Origin of the sequence: Pseudomonas sp. Irchel 3A18 (assembly GCF_900187465.1) — a bacterium.
Taxonomy (GTDB): Bacteria; Pseudomonadota; Gammaproteobacteria; order Pseudomonadales; family Pseudomonadaceae; genus Aquipseudomonas; species Aquipseudomonas cichorii.
Map to the genome: position 1 here is coordinate 416218 of NZ_FYDI01000005.1, position 16462 is coordinate 432679.

At 59.0% G+C, this 16462-nt stretch carries 13 protein-coding genes; 4 read left to right on the plus strand and 9 right to left on the minus strand.

Features of this window, described 5'->3' with window-relative positions:
- Positions 1-66: 66 nt before the first annotated feature.
- On the plus strand, positions 67-1155 hold the full coding sequence (locus tag CKW23_RS12720; protein WP_025259626.1) for an AbrB family transcriptional regulator: 1089 nt from the start codon (positions 67-69) through the stop codon (positions 1153-1155).
- A 6-nt stretch (positions 1156-1161) separates the two neighbouring features.
- Here the strand turns inward: CKW23_RS12720 and CKW23_RS12725 are convergent, their stop codons facing one another.
- The 6 genes from CKW23_RS12725 to CKW23_RS12750 form a co-directional block, all read right to left on the minus strand.
- The gene (locus CKW23_RS12725; RefSeq protein ID WP_095067670.1) at positions 1162-2406 is read right to left on the minus strand and encodes an AGE family epimerase/isomerase; all 1245 of its coding nucleotides are present in this window, start codon (positions 2404-2406) and stop codon (positions 1162-1164) included.
- A 110-nt stretch (positions 2407-2516) separates the two neighbouring features.
- On the minus strand, positions 2517-4142 hold the full coding sequence (locus tag CKW23_RS12730; RefSeq protein ID WP_025259624.1) for a methyl-accepting chemotaxis protein: 1626 nt from the start codon (positions 4140-4142) through the stop codon (positions 2517-2519).
- 189 nt (positions 4143-4331) lie between these two features.
- Positions 4332-5201: a sugar phosphate isomerase/epimerase gene (locus tag CKW23_RS12735; protein WP_025259623.1), complete on the minus strand. Its 870-nt coding sequence runs from the start codon at positions 5199-5201 to the stop codon at positions 4332-4334.
- 27 nt (positions 5202-5228) lie between these two features.
- Positions 5229-6464 (minus strand): MFS transporter, encoded by a 1236-nt coding sequence (locus CKW23_RS12740; protein ID WP_025259622.1) that lies wholly within the window; start codon positions 6462-6464, stop codon positions 5229-5231.
- Between the two features lie 56 nt (positions 6465-6520).
- Positions 6521-7594 carry a sugar phosphate isomerase/epimerase gene (locus tag CKW23_RS12745; RefSeq protein WP_038399795.1) on the minus strand — a complete coding sequence of 358 codons (1074 nt, stop codon included), beginning with the start codon at positions 7592-7594 and terminating at the stop codon, positions 6521-6523.
- Positions 7591-8769, minus strand: a complete 1179-nt coding sequence (locus CKW23_RS12750) for a Gfo/Idh/MocA family protein (RefSeq protein ID WP_095067671.1) — start codon at positions 8767-8769, stop codon at positions 7591-7593. The genes CKW23_RS12745 and CKW23_RS12750 overlap by 4 nt, the downstream gene beginning before the upstream one ends.
- Positions 8770-8957: 188 nt before the next feature.
- On the opposite strand from CKW23_RS12750, the gene CKW23_RS12755 reads away from it, so the two are divergent.
- A complete protein-coding gene (locus CKW23_RS12755; RefSeq protein WP_025259619.1) occupies positions 8958-9968 on the plus strand; it encodes a LacI family DNA-binding transcriptional regulator in 1011 nt (336 codons plus the stop codon).
- On the opposite strand, the gene CKW23_RS12760 is transcribed toward CKW23_RS12755, so the two are convergent.
- From CKW23_RS12760 to CKW23_RS12770, 3 genes are all read right to left on the minus strand, one after another.
- Positions 9969-11105, minus strand: coding sequence for a glycerate kinase (locus CKW23_RS12760; protein ID WP_025259618.1), 1137 nt, complete (start codon positions 11103-11105; stop codon positions 9969-9971).
- Positions 11106-11216: 111 nt separating this feature from the next.
- A complete protein-coding gene (locus tag CKW23_RS12765) occupies positions 11217-12308 on the minus strand; it encodes a sugar diacid recognition domain-containing protein (RefSeq protein WP_025259617.1) in 1092 nt (363 codons plus the stop codon).
- 187 nt (positions 12309-12495) lie between these two features.
- On the minus strand, positions 12496-13206 hold the full coding sequence (locus CKW23_RS12770) for a FadR/GntR family transcriptional regulator (protein WP_025259616.1): 711 nt from the start codon (positions 13204-13206) through the stop codon (positions 12496-12498).
- Between the two features lie 502 nt (positions 13207-13708).
- Between CKW23_RS12770 and CKW23_RS12775 the strand changes: the two genes are divergently transcribed.
- Together CKW23_RS12775 and gudD are read left to right on the plus strand one after the other, a co-directional pair.
- Positions 13709-15034, plus strand: a complete 1326-nt coding sequence (locus CKW23_RS12775) for an MFS transporter (RefSeq protein WP_025259615.1) — start codon at positions 13709-13711, stop codon at positions 15032-15034.
- A gap of 34 nt (positions 15035-15068) precedes the next feature.
- Positions 15069-16406: a glucarate dehydratase gene (gene gudD / locus CKW23_RS12780; protein ID WP_025259614.1), complete on the plus strand. Its 1338-nt coding sequence runs from the start codon at positions 15069-15071 to the stop codon at positions 16404-16406.
- Positions 16407-16462: the final 56 nt, after the last annotated feature.

Here is a 16462-nt window from a genome sequence, read left to right on the forward strand (position 1 = left end):
TGAAGTGTCGATACTTTATACGACCGGTCAGGTCCTGATCGGCAGCCAAAGTCTGGGAGAACCTCCTTGCCACGTGCTTCAAGTCTGTCGCTATCCACGCTGCCTCCTCTGGCCCAATGGGCAAGCCTGCTGCTGGTTGCAGGCACCTTCGGGCAATTTCTCAAGTACCTGAACGTTCCTGCGGCGCTGTTCCTTGGCCCGATGCTGGTCGCCATCGGTTTCGGTGTATCGGGTGCGACCATCCGCATGAATAAAAAGCTTTTCCAGCTGGGCCAGGGCACGGTAGGCGTGCTGATCGCCCACGCCATGACCATCGGTGTGCTGATGACCGCCATCCAGTCCTGGCATGTCATGTTGTTCGCCACGATCCTGACTGTGCTGCTCAGTGCGCTGGTCGGGCTGGTGCTGGTGCGCTTTGCCGGCATCCCCAGCAACACGGCAGCCTGGGGCACCTCGCCGGGCGCGGCATCAGCGATGGTGGCCATGTCCGAAGACTACGGCGCCGACTCCCGAGTGGTCGCCACCATGCAATATGTGCGTGTCGTGTGTGTGGTGGTGGTCGGCTCGCTGGTCAGCCGCTTCATGGGCGCTCCCGACAGCGGCGCAGACCTGCACAGCAGTGAAGTGGCGCTGCAAGGCATGAACCTGCTGGACTTCGGCCTGAGCCTGGGGGTCATCGTATTCGGTGTGCTGCTGGGCGCGCGAATGCCTGCCGGTGCCTTGCTGGTGCCGCTGGTAATCGGCGGTGCTCTGCAATTGAGTGGCCTGCTGCAAATCACCATCCCCACCTGGATGCTGGCCATGGGGTATGGCGCCATAGGCTGCTACATCGGCCTGCGCTTTGACCGTGAAACCATCAGCTACGTCTGGCGACGCCTGCCGATGATGATCTTCGCCTCGATGCTGCTGATCGTGTTGTGCGCCCTTTCAGCCTGGCTGATTGCCGTGATGCTGGACAAGGATTACCTCTCGGTCTACCTGGCCACCAGCCCCGGCGGCCTGGATGCGATGGCGATCATTGCCATCGACACCCATGCCGACGTCGGTTTCGTGCTGGCGATGCAGACCCTGCGTCTGTTCGGCGTGATCCTGACCGGCAGCTTCCTGGCCCGGCAGATCATCCGCCTGACCGACAAGCGGATACCGGCACATTGACTCCCGTCAGGCCATGCCCGCCAAGGCACTGGCCAGGCTTGGCGCCAGCGGCAATACCGGCAGCAGAGTGGCCTGATAGGCGTGATACAGGTCCGGCTTGCCCGGCCAGATATCCGCGCTGGGTACATTCTGCTCGTTGAGTTCGTGACGCCAGCTACCGTGTTCATGGTCGATAAACAGGGTTTCGTTGAACTCCCAGAAGCAGCGATACCAGTCCTCATACTGTTTTTCGCCCGTGCGTTGCAGCAATGCAGCCGCTGCGGCCGCCGCTTCGCAATGGGTCCAGTGCAGACGATGGCGCACCACCGGGCGATTCTCCCAGTCGAGGGTGTAGACAATGCCTGGCGCGCCATCGACATTCCAGCCATGGCGGCAGGCATTGGCAAACAACTGACGGGCATCGTTCAGCAACCACTCAGGCGTCGGACGGCCTGCGCGCTTGAGGGCGGCCTCCAGATGCAGAACCAGACGCGCCCACTCGAAAGCATGCCCCGGCGTGGTGCCGAAAGGCCGGAAACCGTCTGCGGGGTTTTCGCGGTTGTAGTCGGGTAAAGGCTGCCAGGACTGGCTGAAATGCTCGACAACCTGGAAGTCATTGGCCGCGGCATGCCCATGGATGATCCGTTCGACGATACTCAGCGCCCGGTCAAGCCATTGCGCGTCGCCGGTAACATCCGCCAGGGCCAGGAAAGCCTCGGTGCTGTGCATATTGCTGTTGGCACCGCGATAAGCTTCTTCGCCCTGCCAGTCTCGAGCGAAGGACTCGCGCATGGCGCCCTCTTCCTCGCTCCAGAAACGGGTCTTGATGATCTGTATCGAATCGGACAGCAGCGCCTGGGCACCCTCTCGTCCGGCCACCACCGCCGAGCTGGCAGCCAGGGCGACAAAGGCATGCAGATAGGCCTGCTTGTCGGTCTTGCCACCCTCCTCCAGCGCTGCACTGAACCAGCCACCGTGCTCGGCGTCACGCAACGGGCCGCTGAGGGCTGCAATCCCGTGATCCACCAGCGCGGCGCAGCCGGGAATGCCCTGAGCGTGGGCCATGGCAAAACTGTGGGTCATGCGGGCGGTGTTCATGGTCTGAGCCGTGGCACCGACCATGAGACGGCCATAGCCGTCGAGGCTGCCGAAGCCGTTTTCCAGCTTCGAGGCCTTGGCGAAGGTCAGCAGGCGAGTACCTTCCTGCGCCAGCCATTGATGATGACGTTGCGAAAGCAGCCAACTGCTGAAGTTGTAGTTGTTATTGTCCATGACGCGATGCCGCCTCCAACGATAAGAAATTTACCGGTGGTCTTTCCGACCGTGGGCAATCATGCGCGCCACGGCCGGTCAGCGGCAAGCGGACCTGTAAAGGTTCTGCTTCAGACCTTGAAGTTGGACACGACCTGATTCAGGTCGGCAGCCAGGCGTGACAGCTCATGGCTGGAGGCGCTGATCTGGTTTGCACCCTGGGTGGATTGCATGGACAGGTCGCGGATATTGACGATATTACGGTCCACTTCACGAGCCACTTGTGCCTGTTCCTCGGCGGCGCTGGCGATGACCAGGTTACGCTCGGAAATCTGGTTGATGGACGAAGTGATTTCGCTCAGGGACTCACCCGCACCCAGGGCAAGCGACAAGGTTGAATTGGCACGGTCACGACTGGTCATCATCGACTCAAGCGCCTGGGCGGAGCCATTGCGCATGGCGCTGACCATGGTGTCGATTTCCAGAGTCGACTGCTGAGTACGATGGGCCAGTGCCCGCACCTCGTCGGCCACCACCGCAAAACCACGGCCCGACTCACCGGCACGCGCAGCCTCGATGGCGGCGTTGAGCGCCAGCAGGTTGGTCTGCTCGGCAATCGAGCGAATGACATCCAGCACCTTGCCGATGTCCTGAGACTGATCAGCCAGGTTCTGCACCAGCGACGAAGTAGACTGTACGTTAGTGGTCAGGGTCTGGATCGACTGCACGGTCTCGTTCACACGCGCCTGACCGGCCTTGGCCGAGGCGCTGGAATGGTTGGAAGCATCGGAGGTGGACACCGCGTTGCGCGCCACTTCTTCAACAGCCGAAGTCATTTCATTGACAGCTGTGGCCGCCTGATCGATCTCGGCATTCTGTTGGTTCAGGCCGCGATAACTGTCTTCAGTGACCGAGTTGAGTTCAGTCGCAGCAGATGCCAATTGGGTGGCTGAGCTGCTGATATTGCGCATGGCGGTGCGCAGGTTGTCTTTCATCTGCTCAAGCGCACGCAACAGGCGAGTGACCTCATCACTGCCATCCACCACGATGTCATGGGTCAGATCACCCTTGGCCACATGCTCGGCAGCCGATACAGCGCTTTCCAGAGGCCTGACGATACTGCGGGTCAGCAACAGAGCCAGGCCAATTGTGCCCAGCGCTGCAAGGAGCACAAACGCAATCACGATATTGCGTGACTGGTCATACTGGATTTCGGCGGCCTTGCCTTCGGCATCGACCTTTTGATTGTAGAACTCGCCCATGTCACTCAGTTGCTTGCCCGAGCCATCGACGATGGTTTTCATGTCCACCAGCAACAGCTTGTTCAAACCGGCACTGTCGCCCTGGCCAGCCAGCACGAATGAACGCTCCAGAGCTTTCTGATATTCACCCAGGCTGACGCGGAATTGATCGGCCAGGGTCTTCTCTTCCGGGGTATCGACAAACTTGTCGAGTATGTCGAGCTTCTTGGCCAGATCCTGATTACGCACGTCCATCTGGCTGCGGTAGGTAGGAATATTCTTGGTATCTGTGTCCAGAGCCATACGCAGGGAAATCGTGCGAATGCGCAGCATGATTTCGCGAATATCGTTGACCACTCGCATGCTCGGCAGCCAATTGGTTTCAACCGCGATTTCGCTTTGGCGAATCGCAGACATCTGCACCAGCGAGAACCAACCCAACAACGCAACCAGCAGGGAAATCAGGGTAAAACCCAGGCCCGCACGGCGAGCGATAGTTAATGTGCGTAAGTTCATGGCGAGAGGCTCTTATATTTAGAAGGCAGTTTTGTAACTGGTTGTCAGACAACCTCCTATCATATCGACGGCTCGCAAGGCTTCTTGAGAGCTAAATGGAATCATTTTTTCGAGAAGAGCAACGTACTTTTGCGACAGGGCCTGTAATCAACAGGCCCCGCTCAAACAACTGTTTCAAACTTTATACATTCACTTGCCCGCAACACGTTCGGCCGCTAGTTCGGCCAGAAGATTACGTCTTGCGGTGGTGATGATGGCGACCGGATCCTTGGGCAGGTCGTGTTCGACGATATAAAGAGGCCTGTCAGTTCGCTCATAAGCCGGAATGATTTCCTTCCAGCTCAACAAGCCTTCTCCCAAAGGCGCGAAGTTCATTTCATCGTCACGTACTCCGATGCCGGAGTTGTCCTTGGCATGAATGGCAAACAGTCGACCGGCATACTGTCTGATGAAACGGGCCGGGTCATGTCCGCCGCGGTAAATCCAGGCCACATCGACTTCAAGCAACAGGTTCTCGGGCTTTGTAGCACTGACCAGCCACTCGAAAGCGGTCTTGCCCTGATACTTTTTCATTTCGAAGTCATGGTTATGGTAAGCCAGCTTCATGCCGTACTCCCGCAACCTGGCGCCCAGACGATCCAGTTCCCCACCCAGTTTGCGCCAGCCTGCGGCATCGGTCGGACGATCGGCCGGATCGAGCCAGGGCAGTACCAGAACCTTGTTGCCGATGGTCTGGTTAAAGGCAATGGTGGCTGGGAGGTTGTTGCGCAGGGTTGCCAGTTGTTCGTGGGAAGAGACGACGTTCAACTGATACTTCTCCAGCAGGAACTTGAGTTCATTGGCAGTAACGCCCTGGTTGCCGACGACTTCAAGGGAGCGAAAACCTGCACTTTTTGCCATGGCCAGTTGTTGCTCAAGCGTGCCGGCATTGCGCAACGTATACATTTGCAGGGCAATCGGACTGGTTGCACTCGAAGGCGGCGCAGCCATTGCGGCACTTCCTCCCGTGACAACCCAGACAAAGAGTGCGGACAGTACGGCAGACTTCATGAAACCCATGGCAACTTCCTTTGGCTATTGATTTATTCAGGACTTGGAAAACGTGATACCGGCCGGCCGCGCATCGCGAAAAGCCAGAAGAAAGACCAGCACGACACCCAGTGAAAAGGTCGCCGGGAATAACCAGATGCTGCGCCAGAGGTGGCCTTCGGGCCCTGCGTAATAATCGGAGACATGACCCGCGACCCAGAAACCGATCAGCATGCCCACGCCATAAGTGGCCAGGGTAATAAGTCCCTGTGCCGAACTTCTGAAGCGCTCCGATGCCTTGGCGTCGGTATAGATCTGGCCCGATACAAAGAAGAAGTCATAACAGATGCCATGCAAGGCAATGCCCGCGAACAGCATGAAAGCCAGGTCGCCATTATTGCCGTAGGCGAACAGGAGATAACGCAAGGCCCAGGCCAGCATCCCGACCAACAAGGCAACCTTGATACCGAAGCGATGAATGAAAAGCGGCAACAGCAGCATGAACACCACTTCGGAAACCTGGCCCACCGCCATTTTCGCCGTGGGGTTGGCTACACCGATTTCTGCCAGAAACGAGTTGGCGTTCTGGTAATAGAAAGCCAGCGGAATGCAGATCAGGATCGAGGCGACAAAGAACACCAGATAACTGCGGTCCTTCAACAGGCCCAAAGCATCCAGCCCGAGCAACTGCCTGAAACCTTCACGACCCGCTGTGGATTTCTGCGATGGCGTACCGGGCAGGGTAAAGCTGTACAGCCCCAGCGCCAGTGAAGCGAGGGATGACATCAGGAAAGTGCTGCGAAGAGCGCCGGACGAGATTGCATCCTGGGAGTCCCAGGTGAAGACAAAACTGATCACCACCCCGGCCACGATCCAGCCGATGGTGCCCCAGACACGGATACGGGCGAACTCCAGAGCCGGGTCTTTCATCTGCCGGAAGGCCACCGAGTTCACCAGTGCCAGGGTCGGCATATAGATGATCATGTAGGCCAGCAGATAGGGATAGAACTGACTGAAGTCAGGCGCACGATACAGCTGGTACAAAAGTACCGCGCCCAACAGGTGCAGCACGGCGAGAATACGTTCGGCGTTGAAATAGCGGTCGGCGATCAGGCCGATGACAAAGGGCGCAATGATCGCGCCCCAGGATTGTGTGGAAAATGCCATCCCGACCTGACCGCCACTGGCACCCAGGCTGGTGGAGAGAAAAGTCCCCAGGGTGACGAACCAGCCTCCCCAGATAAAGAATTGCAGGAACATCATGGCGCTCAGACGCGCAGTCATAGGGGTCATAACAGTCACCGTTTTATTTTTATAGCGGTAAACAGCATCGGGTTCAGGTGCCGGAATCAGGGGTCGGACAGCCCCAGCAGTCGGCGGTTGGATCGCTCATCGGCCGCCACACTGGCGAAGTCGTCGAATGCCTTTCGGGTCTTGGTAATCATGTGTTGCCGGATGAATGACGCGCCTTCAGCCGCGCCCTGTCCGGAGTCCTTCAGGCAGCATTCCCACTCCAGCACCGCCCAACCGGCAAAGTCGTATTGCGTCAGCTTGCTGAAGATGGATTTGAAATCGATCTGGCCATCGCCCAGGGAACGAAAGCGACCGGGGCGTTCGACCCAGCCCTGATACCCGCCGTAAACACCGGATCGGGCATCGGGACGAAATTCCGCATCCTTGACGTGAAACATGCGAATGCGCTCGTGATAACGGTCGATAAAACCCAGGTAATCCATTTGCTGGAGCAGCAGATGACTCGGGTCATAAAGAATCGCTGCCCGTGGATGATGATCAACAGCCTGGAGAAAACGCTCGAAGCTGGCGCCATCGTGCAGGTCTTCGCCGGGGTGAATCTCGTAACAGAGGTCGACACCAGCCTCATCGAAGCAATCGAGGATCGGCAACCAGCGTTTCGCCAGTTCGGCAAAGCCCTGCTCCACCAGACCTGCGGGTCTTTGTGGCCATGGATAGACATAAGGCCACAGCAACGCGCCGGAAAAAGTCGCATGCGCCGTCAGACCCAGGCGCTGACTGGCCCGCGCAGCCAGCTTCAACTGATCGATTGCCCATTCGGTCCGCGCCTGCGGCTGACCGCGCAGATGAGCTGGCGCGAAGTCGTCGAACAGCGTGTCGAACGCCGGATGCACCGCCACCAACTGGCCTTGCAGGTGCGTCGACAGCTCACTGATCTCGACACCGGCTTCAGCGCAGACAGCTTTCAGCTCATCGCAATAGCTCTGACTTTCGGCGGCCCGTGCCAGATCGATGAACTGCGTGCCCAGCGTCGGCAACTGAATGGCCTTGTAACCCTGGGACGCAGCCCAGCGGGCAATGTTGGCGAGTGTGTCGAACGGTGCTTCAGCCGACATGAACTGGGCGAGAAAAATGCCCGGCCCGCGCAAACCTGTGGATGCCTGACTCATGACAGTCCTCCCTGAGTGCAGACCAGCTCGGTCCACTTGGCGTCGCCACGATGGCTGGCGATCACGGTTTCGATAAAGGCCATGCCGCGTAATCCGACATCGATGCCGGGCACACCCTCGGCATCGCTGCCGTCGATGTCGGCACGAATGGCGCTGGCGAAATCACCATAGAGGTTGGCCATCGCTTCGAGATAGCCTTCAGGATGCCCGGCGGGCAAACGCATGCGCTGACTGGCGGCGTCACACAACCAGGGCTGGCCGACACCGGAACGCAAGATGCGCAAAGGCTGGTCAAGAGAACGATGGATAAGGCTGGAGGGATCTTCCTGGCGCCACTCCAGACCACCTTTACTGCCATAGAGGCGAATCTTGAGTGGGTTCTCCTCACCGGCACAAACCTGGCTGGCAATCAGCACACCGCTGGCACCTTCAGCCATCTTGAACAGCATCGAAGCATCATCGTCCAGTTGCCGGCCTTCGATGTGTACAGCCAGCATCGCGCACAGTTGCACAATCGACTGACCGGCGACGAACTCCGCCAGGGAAAACGCATGGGTGCCTATGTCGCCAATGCAACCGCCCACTCCAGACTGCTCGGGTCGACCTCGCCAGTCAGCCTGCTTGTTGCCCTGCCCTGCGACATCCTGGCTGAGCCAGCCCTGGGGATACTCGACAATCACCTTGCGCAGCTCGCCGATCACGCCACTGCGTACCATCTCCCGAGCCTGCCAGACCATCGGATAACCCAGGTACGTGTGGGCCAGGCCATAAAGGCGGTTGCTGCGACCGACGACTTCCTTCAAATCCAGCAACTCGGCCAGGTTCAATGCGGCAGGCTTTTCGCTGAACACATGAAAGCCCGCGCTCAGCGCCTGGCTGGCAATGGGTGCATGCAGATGATTGGGGGTAACGATCACCAGCAACTCCATGCGCTGGTCTGCCGGTAGCGCACGCTCGGCTTCGAGCATGTGCTGCCAGTCGTCATAGCAGCGTGACTCTGGCAAACCCAGCGCCAGGCCAGTGTTGCGGTTGTTTCGGGTATCCCGGCTGAAAGCGCCGCAGACCAGCTCATAACATCCATCAAGCCCGACGGCCTGGCGGTGAGCCTTGGCAATGAACGCGCCCTCACCTCCGCCGACAAAACCCATTCTTATTTTTGGAATTGCTGCATTCATCACGAAATCTTCTCTGTTTGAAGCAAGGTCAGGCTCAGGTTTTACTGAGATGTAACCGGTTACATCGTGGCGAGAACTTATCCCCTCCCATGCCGGGTGTCAAACTCCGGATCCGGGTTTTCGAAGATTTCTGCACACGCTCAACCTGCGGTAAGCTCGCAGGCCGCACAGCTTGAAACGAGGTGGTTTTGTCCAATATCCGTGAAGTGGCCCGACTGGCAGGGGTTTCGGTCGCTACCGTGTCGCGAACCCTCAAGTCCCCCGAGCGCGTGCTGCCTGAGACCCGTGACAAGGTCAATGCCGCCGTGGAACAGGCCGGTTATCGCCCCAACCTCATGGCGGTGCAGTTTCGCTCCCGCAAGACCGCCAATCTGGTCATTCTGGTGCCGACCATCGCCAACACTTTCTTTGCCCGGGTGATCAGCGGCGCTCAGCAGGCCGCCCAGGCCGCCGGTTATCGACTGCTGCTGTGCGACACCCAGGGACGCGAGGAAATCGAACGTACATTTGCCGAGCTGGTATATGCCCATCAGGCAGATGGCGTGATTCAACTGCGCGCCTACGACCCTTACGATACAACCTGCTCCAGTGCCGACTTGCCCCCCATCGTCAACGCCTGCGAAGTGATCAGCAATGGCCGCCATCCGACTATCAGCCTGGATAACCATGCCGCCGCCAAAGCCATGACCCAGCACCTGATCGAACTGGGACATCGCCGAATCGGCCTGATCAAAGGCCCCAGAAGCAGCCCGCTGACCCGCGACCGCGTGGCCGGATACCTTGATGCCCTGGAACAGGCAGGTATCGAATTCGATCCTGCGCTTGTGTGCCATGGCAACTTCAGTCTGCAAGCCGGTTATGACGGCGCAGGCGCCATCCTGGAACTACCCGAACGGCCCACCGCACTTTTCTGCGAAAACGATGAAATGGCCATCGGCGCACTGAAACGCATCAAGGAACACGGCCTGCGCGTGCCCGAAGACCTTTCCCTGGTGGGCTTCGACGACATTCCACTGGCGGCCTACTGCGACCCGCCACTGACCACCATTTCCCAGCCTGCCGAAGCCTTTGGCCAGACAGCCGTCCAGATGCTGATCGCCCTGATCGAAAAGAAACCCATAGAACAACGCCATATCGTGCTGCCGTTTGAATTGACGTTGCGCAACAGCACAGCTGCGCCGGGTTTCAGAGGGCGGTGATTACCGCCCCGCCACACGCCAGACCCGCGCCAGATCCCGCGCCCGGTCATGCAGCAGGCTCGCTGCATTGCGGCAGGCTTCATCCAGGGTCATCGGCCCGCTGGCCAGGGCGAAGGCGGCGCTGATACCGTGCTCGTACAATCGCTCATAGCCCTCGCCCAGCGTGCCCGCCAACACAATAACGGGCACTTGATGGCGGGCGGCAACTCTGGCGACGCCAAAGGGCGTCTTGCCGCGCAAGGTCTGGGCATCGAAGCGCCCTTCCCCGGTAATCACCAGGTCCGCGCCCACAAGCGCCTGTTCAAGACCGGTGAGATCGGCCACCACTTCCACGCCCGCCCGGAATGAGGCCTTGAGATAGGCCTTGGCAGCAAAGCCCATGCCGCCAGCAGCACCGCTGCCGGGGCTGTCGCGCAGATCCTGGCCGACCGCCTGCACGGACAGGTCGGCGAAATGCCCGAGCGCAGCATCAAGCGCCAGAACCTGTTCAGGGGATGCGCCTTTCTGCGGACCGAAAATGTGCGATGCACCGTTCGGGCCGCACAAGGGATTGTCCACATCGGCAGCGATTTCAAAGCGTACATCGGACAGCCGCGGATCAAAGCCGCTCAGATCGACGCGAGCCAGTTGTGCCAATGCCAGGCCACCCGGCACCAAAGGCTGGTCATTGCCGTCGAGAAACCGTGCGCCGAGCGCCGACAGCATGCCGGTGCCAGCATCGTTGGTCGCGCTGCCGCCAATGGCCAGGATCACCCGTTGAGCTCCGGCGTCCAGTGCCTGAGCAATCAGCTGACCAGTGCCGTAAGTCGTGGTGATGCAGGCATTGCGTTGTTCGAGGGTCAGCAATTGCAGGCCGCTGGCCATGGCCATTTCGATAATCGCGGTGCGGCTGTGCGGCAGCCAGCCCCAATGGGCCTGAACCGGGCTTTCCAGTGGGCCGCGGACTTCAGCGCTCATCAATTGCCCGTTACAGGCAGCCAATACGGCTTCGATAGTACCTTCGCCACCGTCGGCCATCGGGCATTCGATCAGTTCGGCAGTCGGCCAGACGTCGGCAAGGCCACTGGCAATGGCAGTCGCGACAGCCTGGGCGCTGAGGCTGTCCTTGAAAGAGTCGGGTGCGATGACGATTTTCATTGTTGTTCTCCATATCCGATGCAGGGATGTTCTCACCCCGTCATGGATTTTCCGCCTGACCTTCGCACAATGAATGTCAAAGGTTATCGGTCATTTGAACAAAATTCGCCTTCAGCCAGAGCGAGGTGTCATCTGCACGCCCAGATACAAACGCAGCACGTCATCGGTCTTGTAAGGATCACATCCCGTCAGCTCGGCAATCTTTTCCAGCCTGTAACGCAGGCTGTTGCGATGGATACCCAAGGCTTCGGCGCAGGCCTGGCTTTCCCCGCTGTATTCAAACCAGCTGCACAGGGTTTCCAGCAATTGGCCATGATTGTGCAAGCGGCCAATCGGCTCGGCAATCTCCTGGGCGAGCCAGTCGTGACGATGACGCCAGAACAGCACCGGCAGGCGATAAGCCGACAGACGCAGCAGACGCTGGTCGGGCCGGGACTGACGGGCGTAATCCAGCAGGTCCTGCGCAGCGCTGCAGGCATGGCGCAAGGCAGGCAGATCGGCCGATGGCTCTGCGGTGGCCATGCGTAACACCGGCCAGCCATGCTCATCGAACTGCTTGAGCAGCAAGGCATCGTCCCGGTCCTTGCCCTGCGCCCGACACCAGTACAACAGAGTCGGCTCGCGCATCACACACCAACTGTCGGCGTAGCGGCCATTGAGCCAGGCAACCAGTTGGCTCGCTGTGGAAGTCTGCTCGGCCAGACGGATCAACACCGCCTGACGCGGCAAGTGAGGTTGCAGGCCCAACTGTCGCGCTTCATCCACCAGGCTTTCCGGACAGTCCTGCAACAGCAGGCGAGCCAGCAGGTCTTCGCTGCGCTGCAAGCGCCACTGTCGATCAGCCTGCTGACGACGATGCTCCATCAGCATTTCGGCGGTCATGCGCACCAGTTCGCCGTAGACCCGAACCTCGTCTGGTTCACCGGTAATGCCCAGCACGCCCACCAGCTTGTGATCGAGCATCAGCGGCAGATTCACGCCAGGTTTCACACCGCCCAGATGCAGTGCCGCCTGGGAATCGATCTCCACTACGCGGCTGTTGGCCAGTACCAGTTGCGCCCCTTCATGCCGGGTGCACAAACGCTCGGGATCGCCACTGCCGATGATGATGCCCAGATAGTCCATGACATTGACGTTGTAAGGAAGAATCGCCATGGCCCGGTCGACAATGTCCTGAGCCAGGACTCGGTCAAGGGCGAACATGGAAAAAACCCTGCGGCAGGAAAGGCTTGGAATGGATAGGCATGGGACACATTTTTGGATTTATTGAGGTCTGGAGTGTGCCTGCAAGTTTGGTGCTTGTCTGTAGCCCGAGGCAGACGGCGCAGGAGTGAATTCATTCGCGAAATGCCCCGTCTTCGCGAATGAGCGGAGCGCCGCCCGATTGCTCCTACAGCGGCACCAACCGTTCGCGGCTGTTGCTCAGGTGGGTCCACATTGCAGCCCTCGCAGCATCGGGGTCTTTGCGACGGATGGCACTGAGCAGTGCCTCATGTTCGAGGTTGGCCAGATAGCCGTGGGGAGCCATGCTGGCACCGGCGCGCTCGCTCGATGCGATGCGCGTGCGGGGAATGATCGCGCTGCCCAGGTGCTGCATGATTTCAATGAAGTACGGGTTGCCTGTCGCTTCGGCGATCAGCATGTGAAAGCGCTTGTCGGCTTCCACACAACTGTCTTCGTTGGCCAACAGATCCTGATAGTCATCCAGCGCCTGACGCATCGCCGCCAGTTGTTCATCGGTACGACGCAATGCGGCCAGGGCCACAGCCTGGGTTTCCAGGCCGATGCGCAGCTCGATGATGTCCCGCACCCGGGAAACCGTTTCAACCTTGAGACGCAACCCGGTCTGGTCGCTGCGCTCCAGCACGAAGGTGCCAACGCCATGGTGGGTCACGACCAGCCCCGATGCCTGCAATTTGGAAATCGCTTCGCGCACCACGGTGCGGCTGACGCCGTGCTCACGAACGATCTCGTTTTCGGACGGCAGCTTCTGACCGGGAGCGATCTTGCCCAGCAGTATCCGCTGGCTGAGTTCGGTGACCAGATCGGTGGCCAGGCTGTGTTGACGACGCTTTGAGGAAGCGATGCTGGGTTCTTGCATGGCGATCATGTCCTGAAACACCGGTTTCTAAGCCTCTCACTTGTCTGAAACAACGAGTGCAAGGTCGACGATGGGCTGGATCATAACACCGGATAGCCTGCGGGATGCCCATTCGCCAAGGGCTCTGTACTTGTCTAACTTGTCAGACAAGCGATCATAAAATCAAAACAACAGCTTTTTCAGCACCGGCTGTCTTTTCAAGAATCTTCTGCTCTCCCTTTCTCGAAAACGCCCTCAGCTCCAAGCTTCATAAATCCTTAAAAAACCTTAAAACCCAATGAATAATGGGATTAAAACAATAAAAATCCTGAAAAAACCACACCCACTCCAAGCCTGTTCATTTTCAATAAATACAAAAAATGCCTGATACCAAACGCCTGGGGGGACTTGCGCGGCAAACTTTTACTTGTATGATGACCGACAATGCAAGGGACACATCTTGCACATACCCGCATAAAAACAACGAGTGGGAGATTCAACCTTGAGCACGTCCAATCCCGGGATAGCTGACCACAAGGACCCGGTCCTGAGTTCGGCCATATCCAAAGTAAAACGCCACGTTCTGCCGCTTTTCGTCATCATGTTCATCGTGAACTACATCGACCGGGTGAACATCGGCTTTGTGCGTTCGCACATGGAGCATGATCTGGGCATCGGTGCTGCGGCCTATGGCCTGGGTGCCGGCCTGTTCTTCATCGGTTACGCGCTGTTTGAAGTTCCTTCCAACCTGCTGCTGCAAAAAGTCGGCGCCCGAATCTGGCTGACACGCATCATGTTCACCTGGGGCATCGTTGCCTCCTGCATGGCCTTCATCCAGAACGAAACCCACTTCTATATCCTGCGTTTCCTGCTGGGCGTGGCCGAAGCCGGTTTCTTCCCGGGCGTGATTTACTACTTCACCCGCTGGTTGCCTGGCGCCGAACGCGGCAAGGCTATTGCCATCTTCCTCAGCGGCTCGGCCATTGCTTCGCTGATTGCCGGCCCGTTGTCAGGCCTGCTGTTGCAGATCAATGGCCTGGGCATGAAAGGCTGGCAGTGGATGTACTTCATCGAGGGCATGTTCTCGGTGGGTCTGTGCTTCTTTGTCTGGTTCTGGCTGGACTCCAAACCTCACGATGCCAAGTGGCTGAGCCGCGAAGAACAGGACGCTCTCGTCAAAGCCATCGACGACGAGCAACTGGCCCGTGAAGCCGCAACCCCCATCAAGCCGTCACTGGGCAAGCTGCTCAAGGACAGTCAGATCATTCTGTTCTGCCTGATCTACTTCTTCATCCAGTTGACCATTTATGCAGCGACCTTCTGGCTGCCCAGCATCATCAAGAAAATGGGTGACCTGAGCGACATTCAGGTGGGCTTCTTCAACTCGATCCCCTGGTTACTGTCGATCATCGGCATGTACGCCTTCGCTTCGCTGTCGGCCAAATGGAAACACCAGCAGGCCTGGGTCGCCACTGCCCTGCTGATCGCAGCCGCCGGGATGTTCCTGTCCACCACTGGCAGCCCGGTCTTTGCCTTTGTCGCCATCTGCTTCGCGGCCCTTGGTTTCAAATCGGCATCGTCACTGTTCTGGCCCATCCCGCAAGCCTATCTGGATGCGCGGATCGCTGCGGCAGTCATCGCCCTGATCAACTCGGTAGGCAACCTGGGCGGTTTCGTGGCCCCTACCACCTTCGGCCTTCTCGAACAGAACACCGGCTCGATTCAGGGCGGGCTCTATGGCCTGACCGCAACGTCGCTGATTGCCGCAGTCATCGTCTTTGCCGCCCGCAACAAGCCAAAGCCTGGCGCCACACCGGTTGCCGCCGTACAGACATCGGCCAGTCATTGATCACTCACGGACTCGCCTTTAAAAGGATCAGACCATGAACACTCCAAACAAGACCCCTGTCATCACCAGTCTGCAGGTCGTGCCGGTGGCGGGCCACGATGACATGCTGCTCAACCTCAGCGGCGCGCATGGCCCTTACTTCACCCGCAATATCGTGATTCTCAAGGACAACGCCGGTAATACCGGCGTGGGTGAAGTCCCTGGCGGCGAGCGCATTCGCCAGACGCTGGAAGATGCCCGCTCACTGGTCGTCGGCAGCAGCATCGGCACGTATCAGAAGATCCTCAATGACGTGCGCCAGGCATTCGCCGAACGCGACGCAGGAGGCCGTGGCCAGCAGACGTTCGATCTGCGCATCACCATTCACGCGGTCACCGCACTGGAAGCTGCCTTGCTGGACCTGCTCGGCCAGCATCTGGAAGTACCGGTGGCCGCCCTGCTGGGCGAAGGCCAGCAACGCGATTCGGTGGAAATGCTCGGCTATCTGTTTTATGTCGGCGACCAGCACCAGACCAACCTGCCCTACCGCAGCGAAGCGGATGCCGACAACGACTGGTTCCGGGTCCGCCATGAAAAGGCACTGACGCCCGAAGCCGTGGTTCGCCTGGCAGAAGCCGCTCACAGCCGTTATGGCTTCCAGGACTTCAAGCTCAAGGGCGGCGTATTGCGTGGCGATGAGGAAATCGAAGCCGTGACCGCGCTGGCCGAGCGCTTCCCCGATGCCCGCATCACCCTGGACCCGAACGGGGCCTGGTCATTGAAAGAAGCGATTCGTCTGTGCCGCGACCAGCATCATGTGCTGGCCTATGCCGAAGACCCATGCGGTGCTGAAAACGGTTTCTCCGGTCGCGAAGTCATGGCCGAGTTCCGCCGCGCCACGGGCCTGAAGACCGCCACCAACATGATTGCCACTGACTGGCGTGAAATGGGCCATGCGATTCAGTTGCAGTCCGTCGACATTCCGCTGGCCGACCCGCACTTCTGGACCATGCAGGGTTCGGTGCGCGTGGCCCAGATGTGCAACGAGTGGGGCCTGACCTGGGGTTCGCATTCCAATAACCATTTCGATATTTCCCTGGCGATGTTCACCCATGTGGCCGCCGCTGCACCGGGGGATATCACCGCCATCGACACCCACTGGATCTGGCAGGACGGCCAGCGCCTGACCAAAGAGCCTCTGCGGATCATCGGTGGTCATGTGCAGGTCCCGAAAAAACCGGGGCTGGGTATCGAACTGGATGTGGACCAGCTCAACAAGGCCCATGAACTGTACAAAGGCATGGGCCTGGGCGCCCGCAACGATGCGGTCGCCATGCAGTTCCTGATTCCGAACTGGGAGTTCAACAACAAGCAGCCTTGTCTGGTGCGTTGACTCCACCCGCTTTTCAATAACTTGCTCTCCCCTGGCAACCGGCGCGTAACCCCCTT

Coding starts and splice junctions, on each gene's coding strand:
- CKW23_RS12725 (WP_095067670.1), bottom strand. CDS start 2,406: ATGGACAATAACAACTACAACTTCAGCAGTTGGCTGCTTTCGCAACGT.
- CKW23_RS12730 (WP_025259624.1), bottom strand. CDS start 4,142: ATGAACTTACGCACATTAACTATCGCTCGCCGTGCGGGCCTGGGTTTT.
- CKW23_RS12735 (WP_025259623.1), bottom strand. CDS start 5,201: ATGGGTTTCATGAAGTCTGCCGTACTGTCCGCACTCTTTGTCTGGGTT.
- CKW23_RS12740 (WP_025259622.1), bottom strand. CDS start 6,464: ATGACCCCTATGACTGCGCGTCTGAGCGCCATGATGTTCCTGCAATTC.
- CKW23_RS12745 (WP_038399795.1), bottom strand. CDS start 7,594: ATGAGTCAGGCATCCACAGGTTTGCGCGGGCCGGGCATTTTTCTCGCC.
- CKW23_RS12750 (WP_095067671.1), bottom strand. CDS start 8,769: ATGAATGCAGCAATTCCAAAAATAAGAATGGGTTTTGTCGGCGGAGGT.
- CKW23_RS12760 (WP_025259618.1), bottom strand. CDS start 11,105: ATGAAAATCGTCATCGCACCCGACTCTTTCAAGGACAGCCTCAGCGCC.
- CKW23_RS12765 (WP_025259617.1), bottom strand. CDS start 12,308: ATGTTCGCCCTTGACCGAGTCCTGGCTCAGGACATTGTCGACCGGGCC.
- CKW23_RS12770 (WP_025259616.1), bottom strand. CDS start 13,206: ATGCAAGAACCCAGCATCGCTTCCTCAAAGCGTCGTCAACACAGCCTG.
- gudD (WP_025259614.1), top strand. CDS start 15,069: ATGAACACTCCAAACAAGACCCCTGTCATCACCAGTCTGCAGGTCGTG.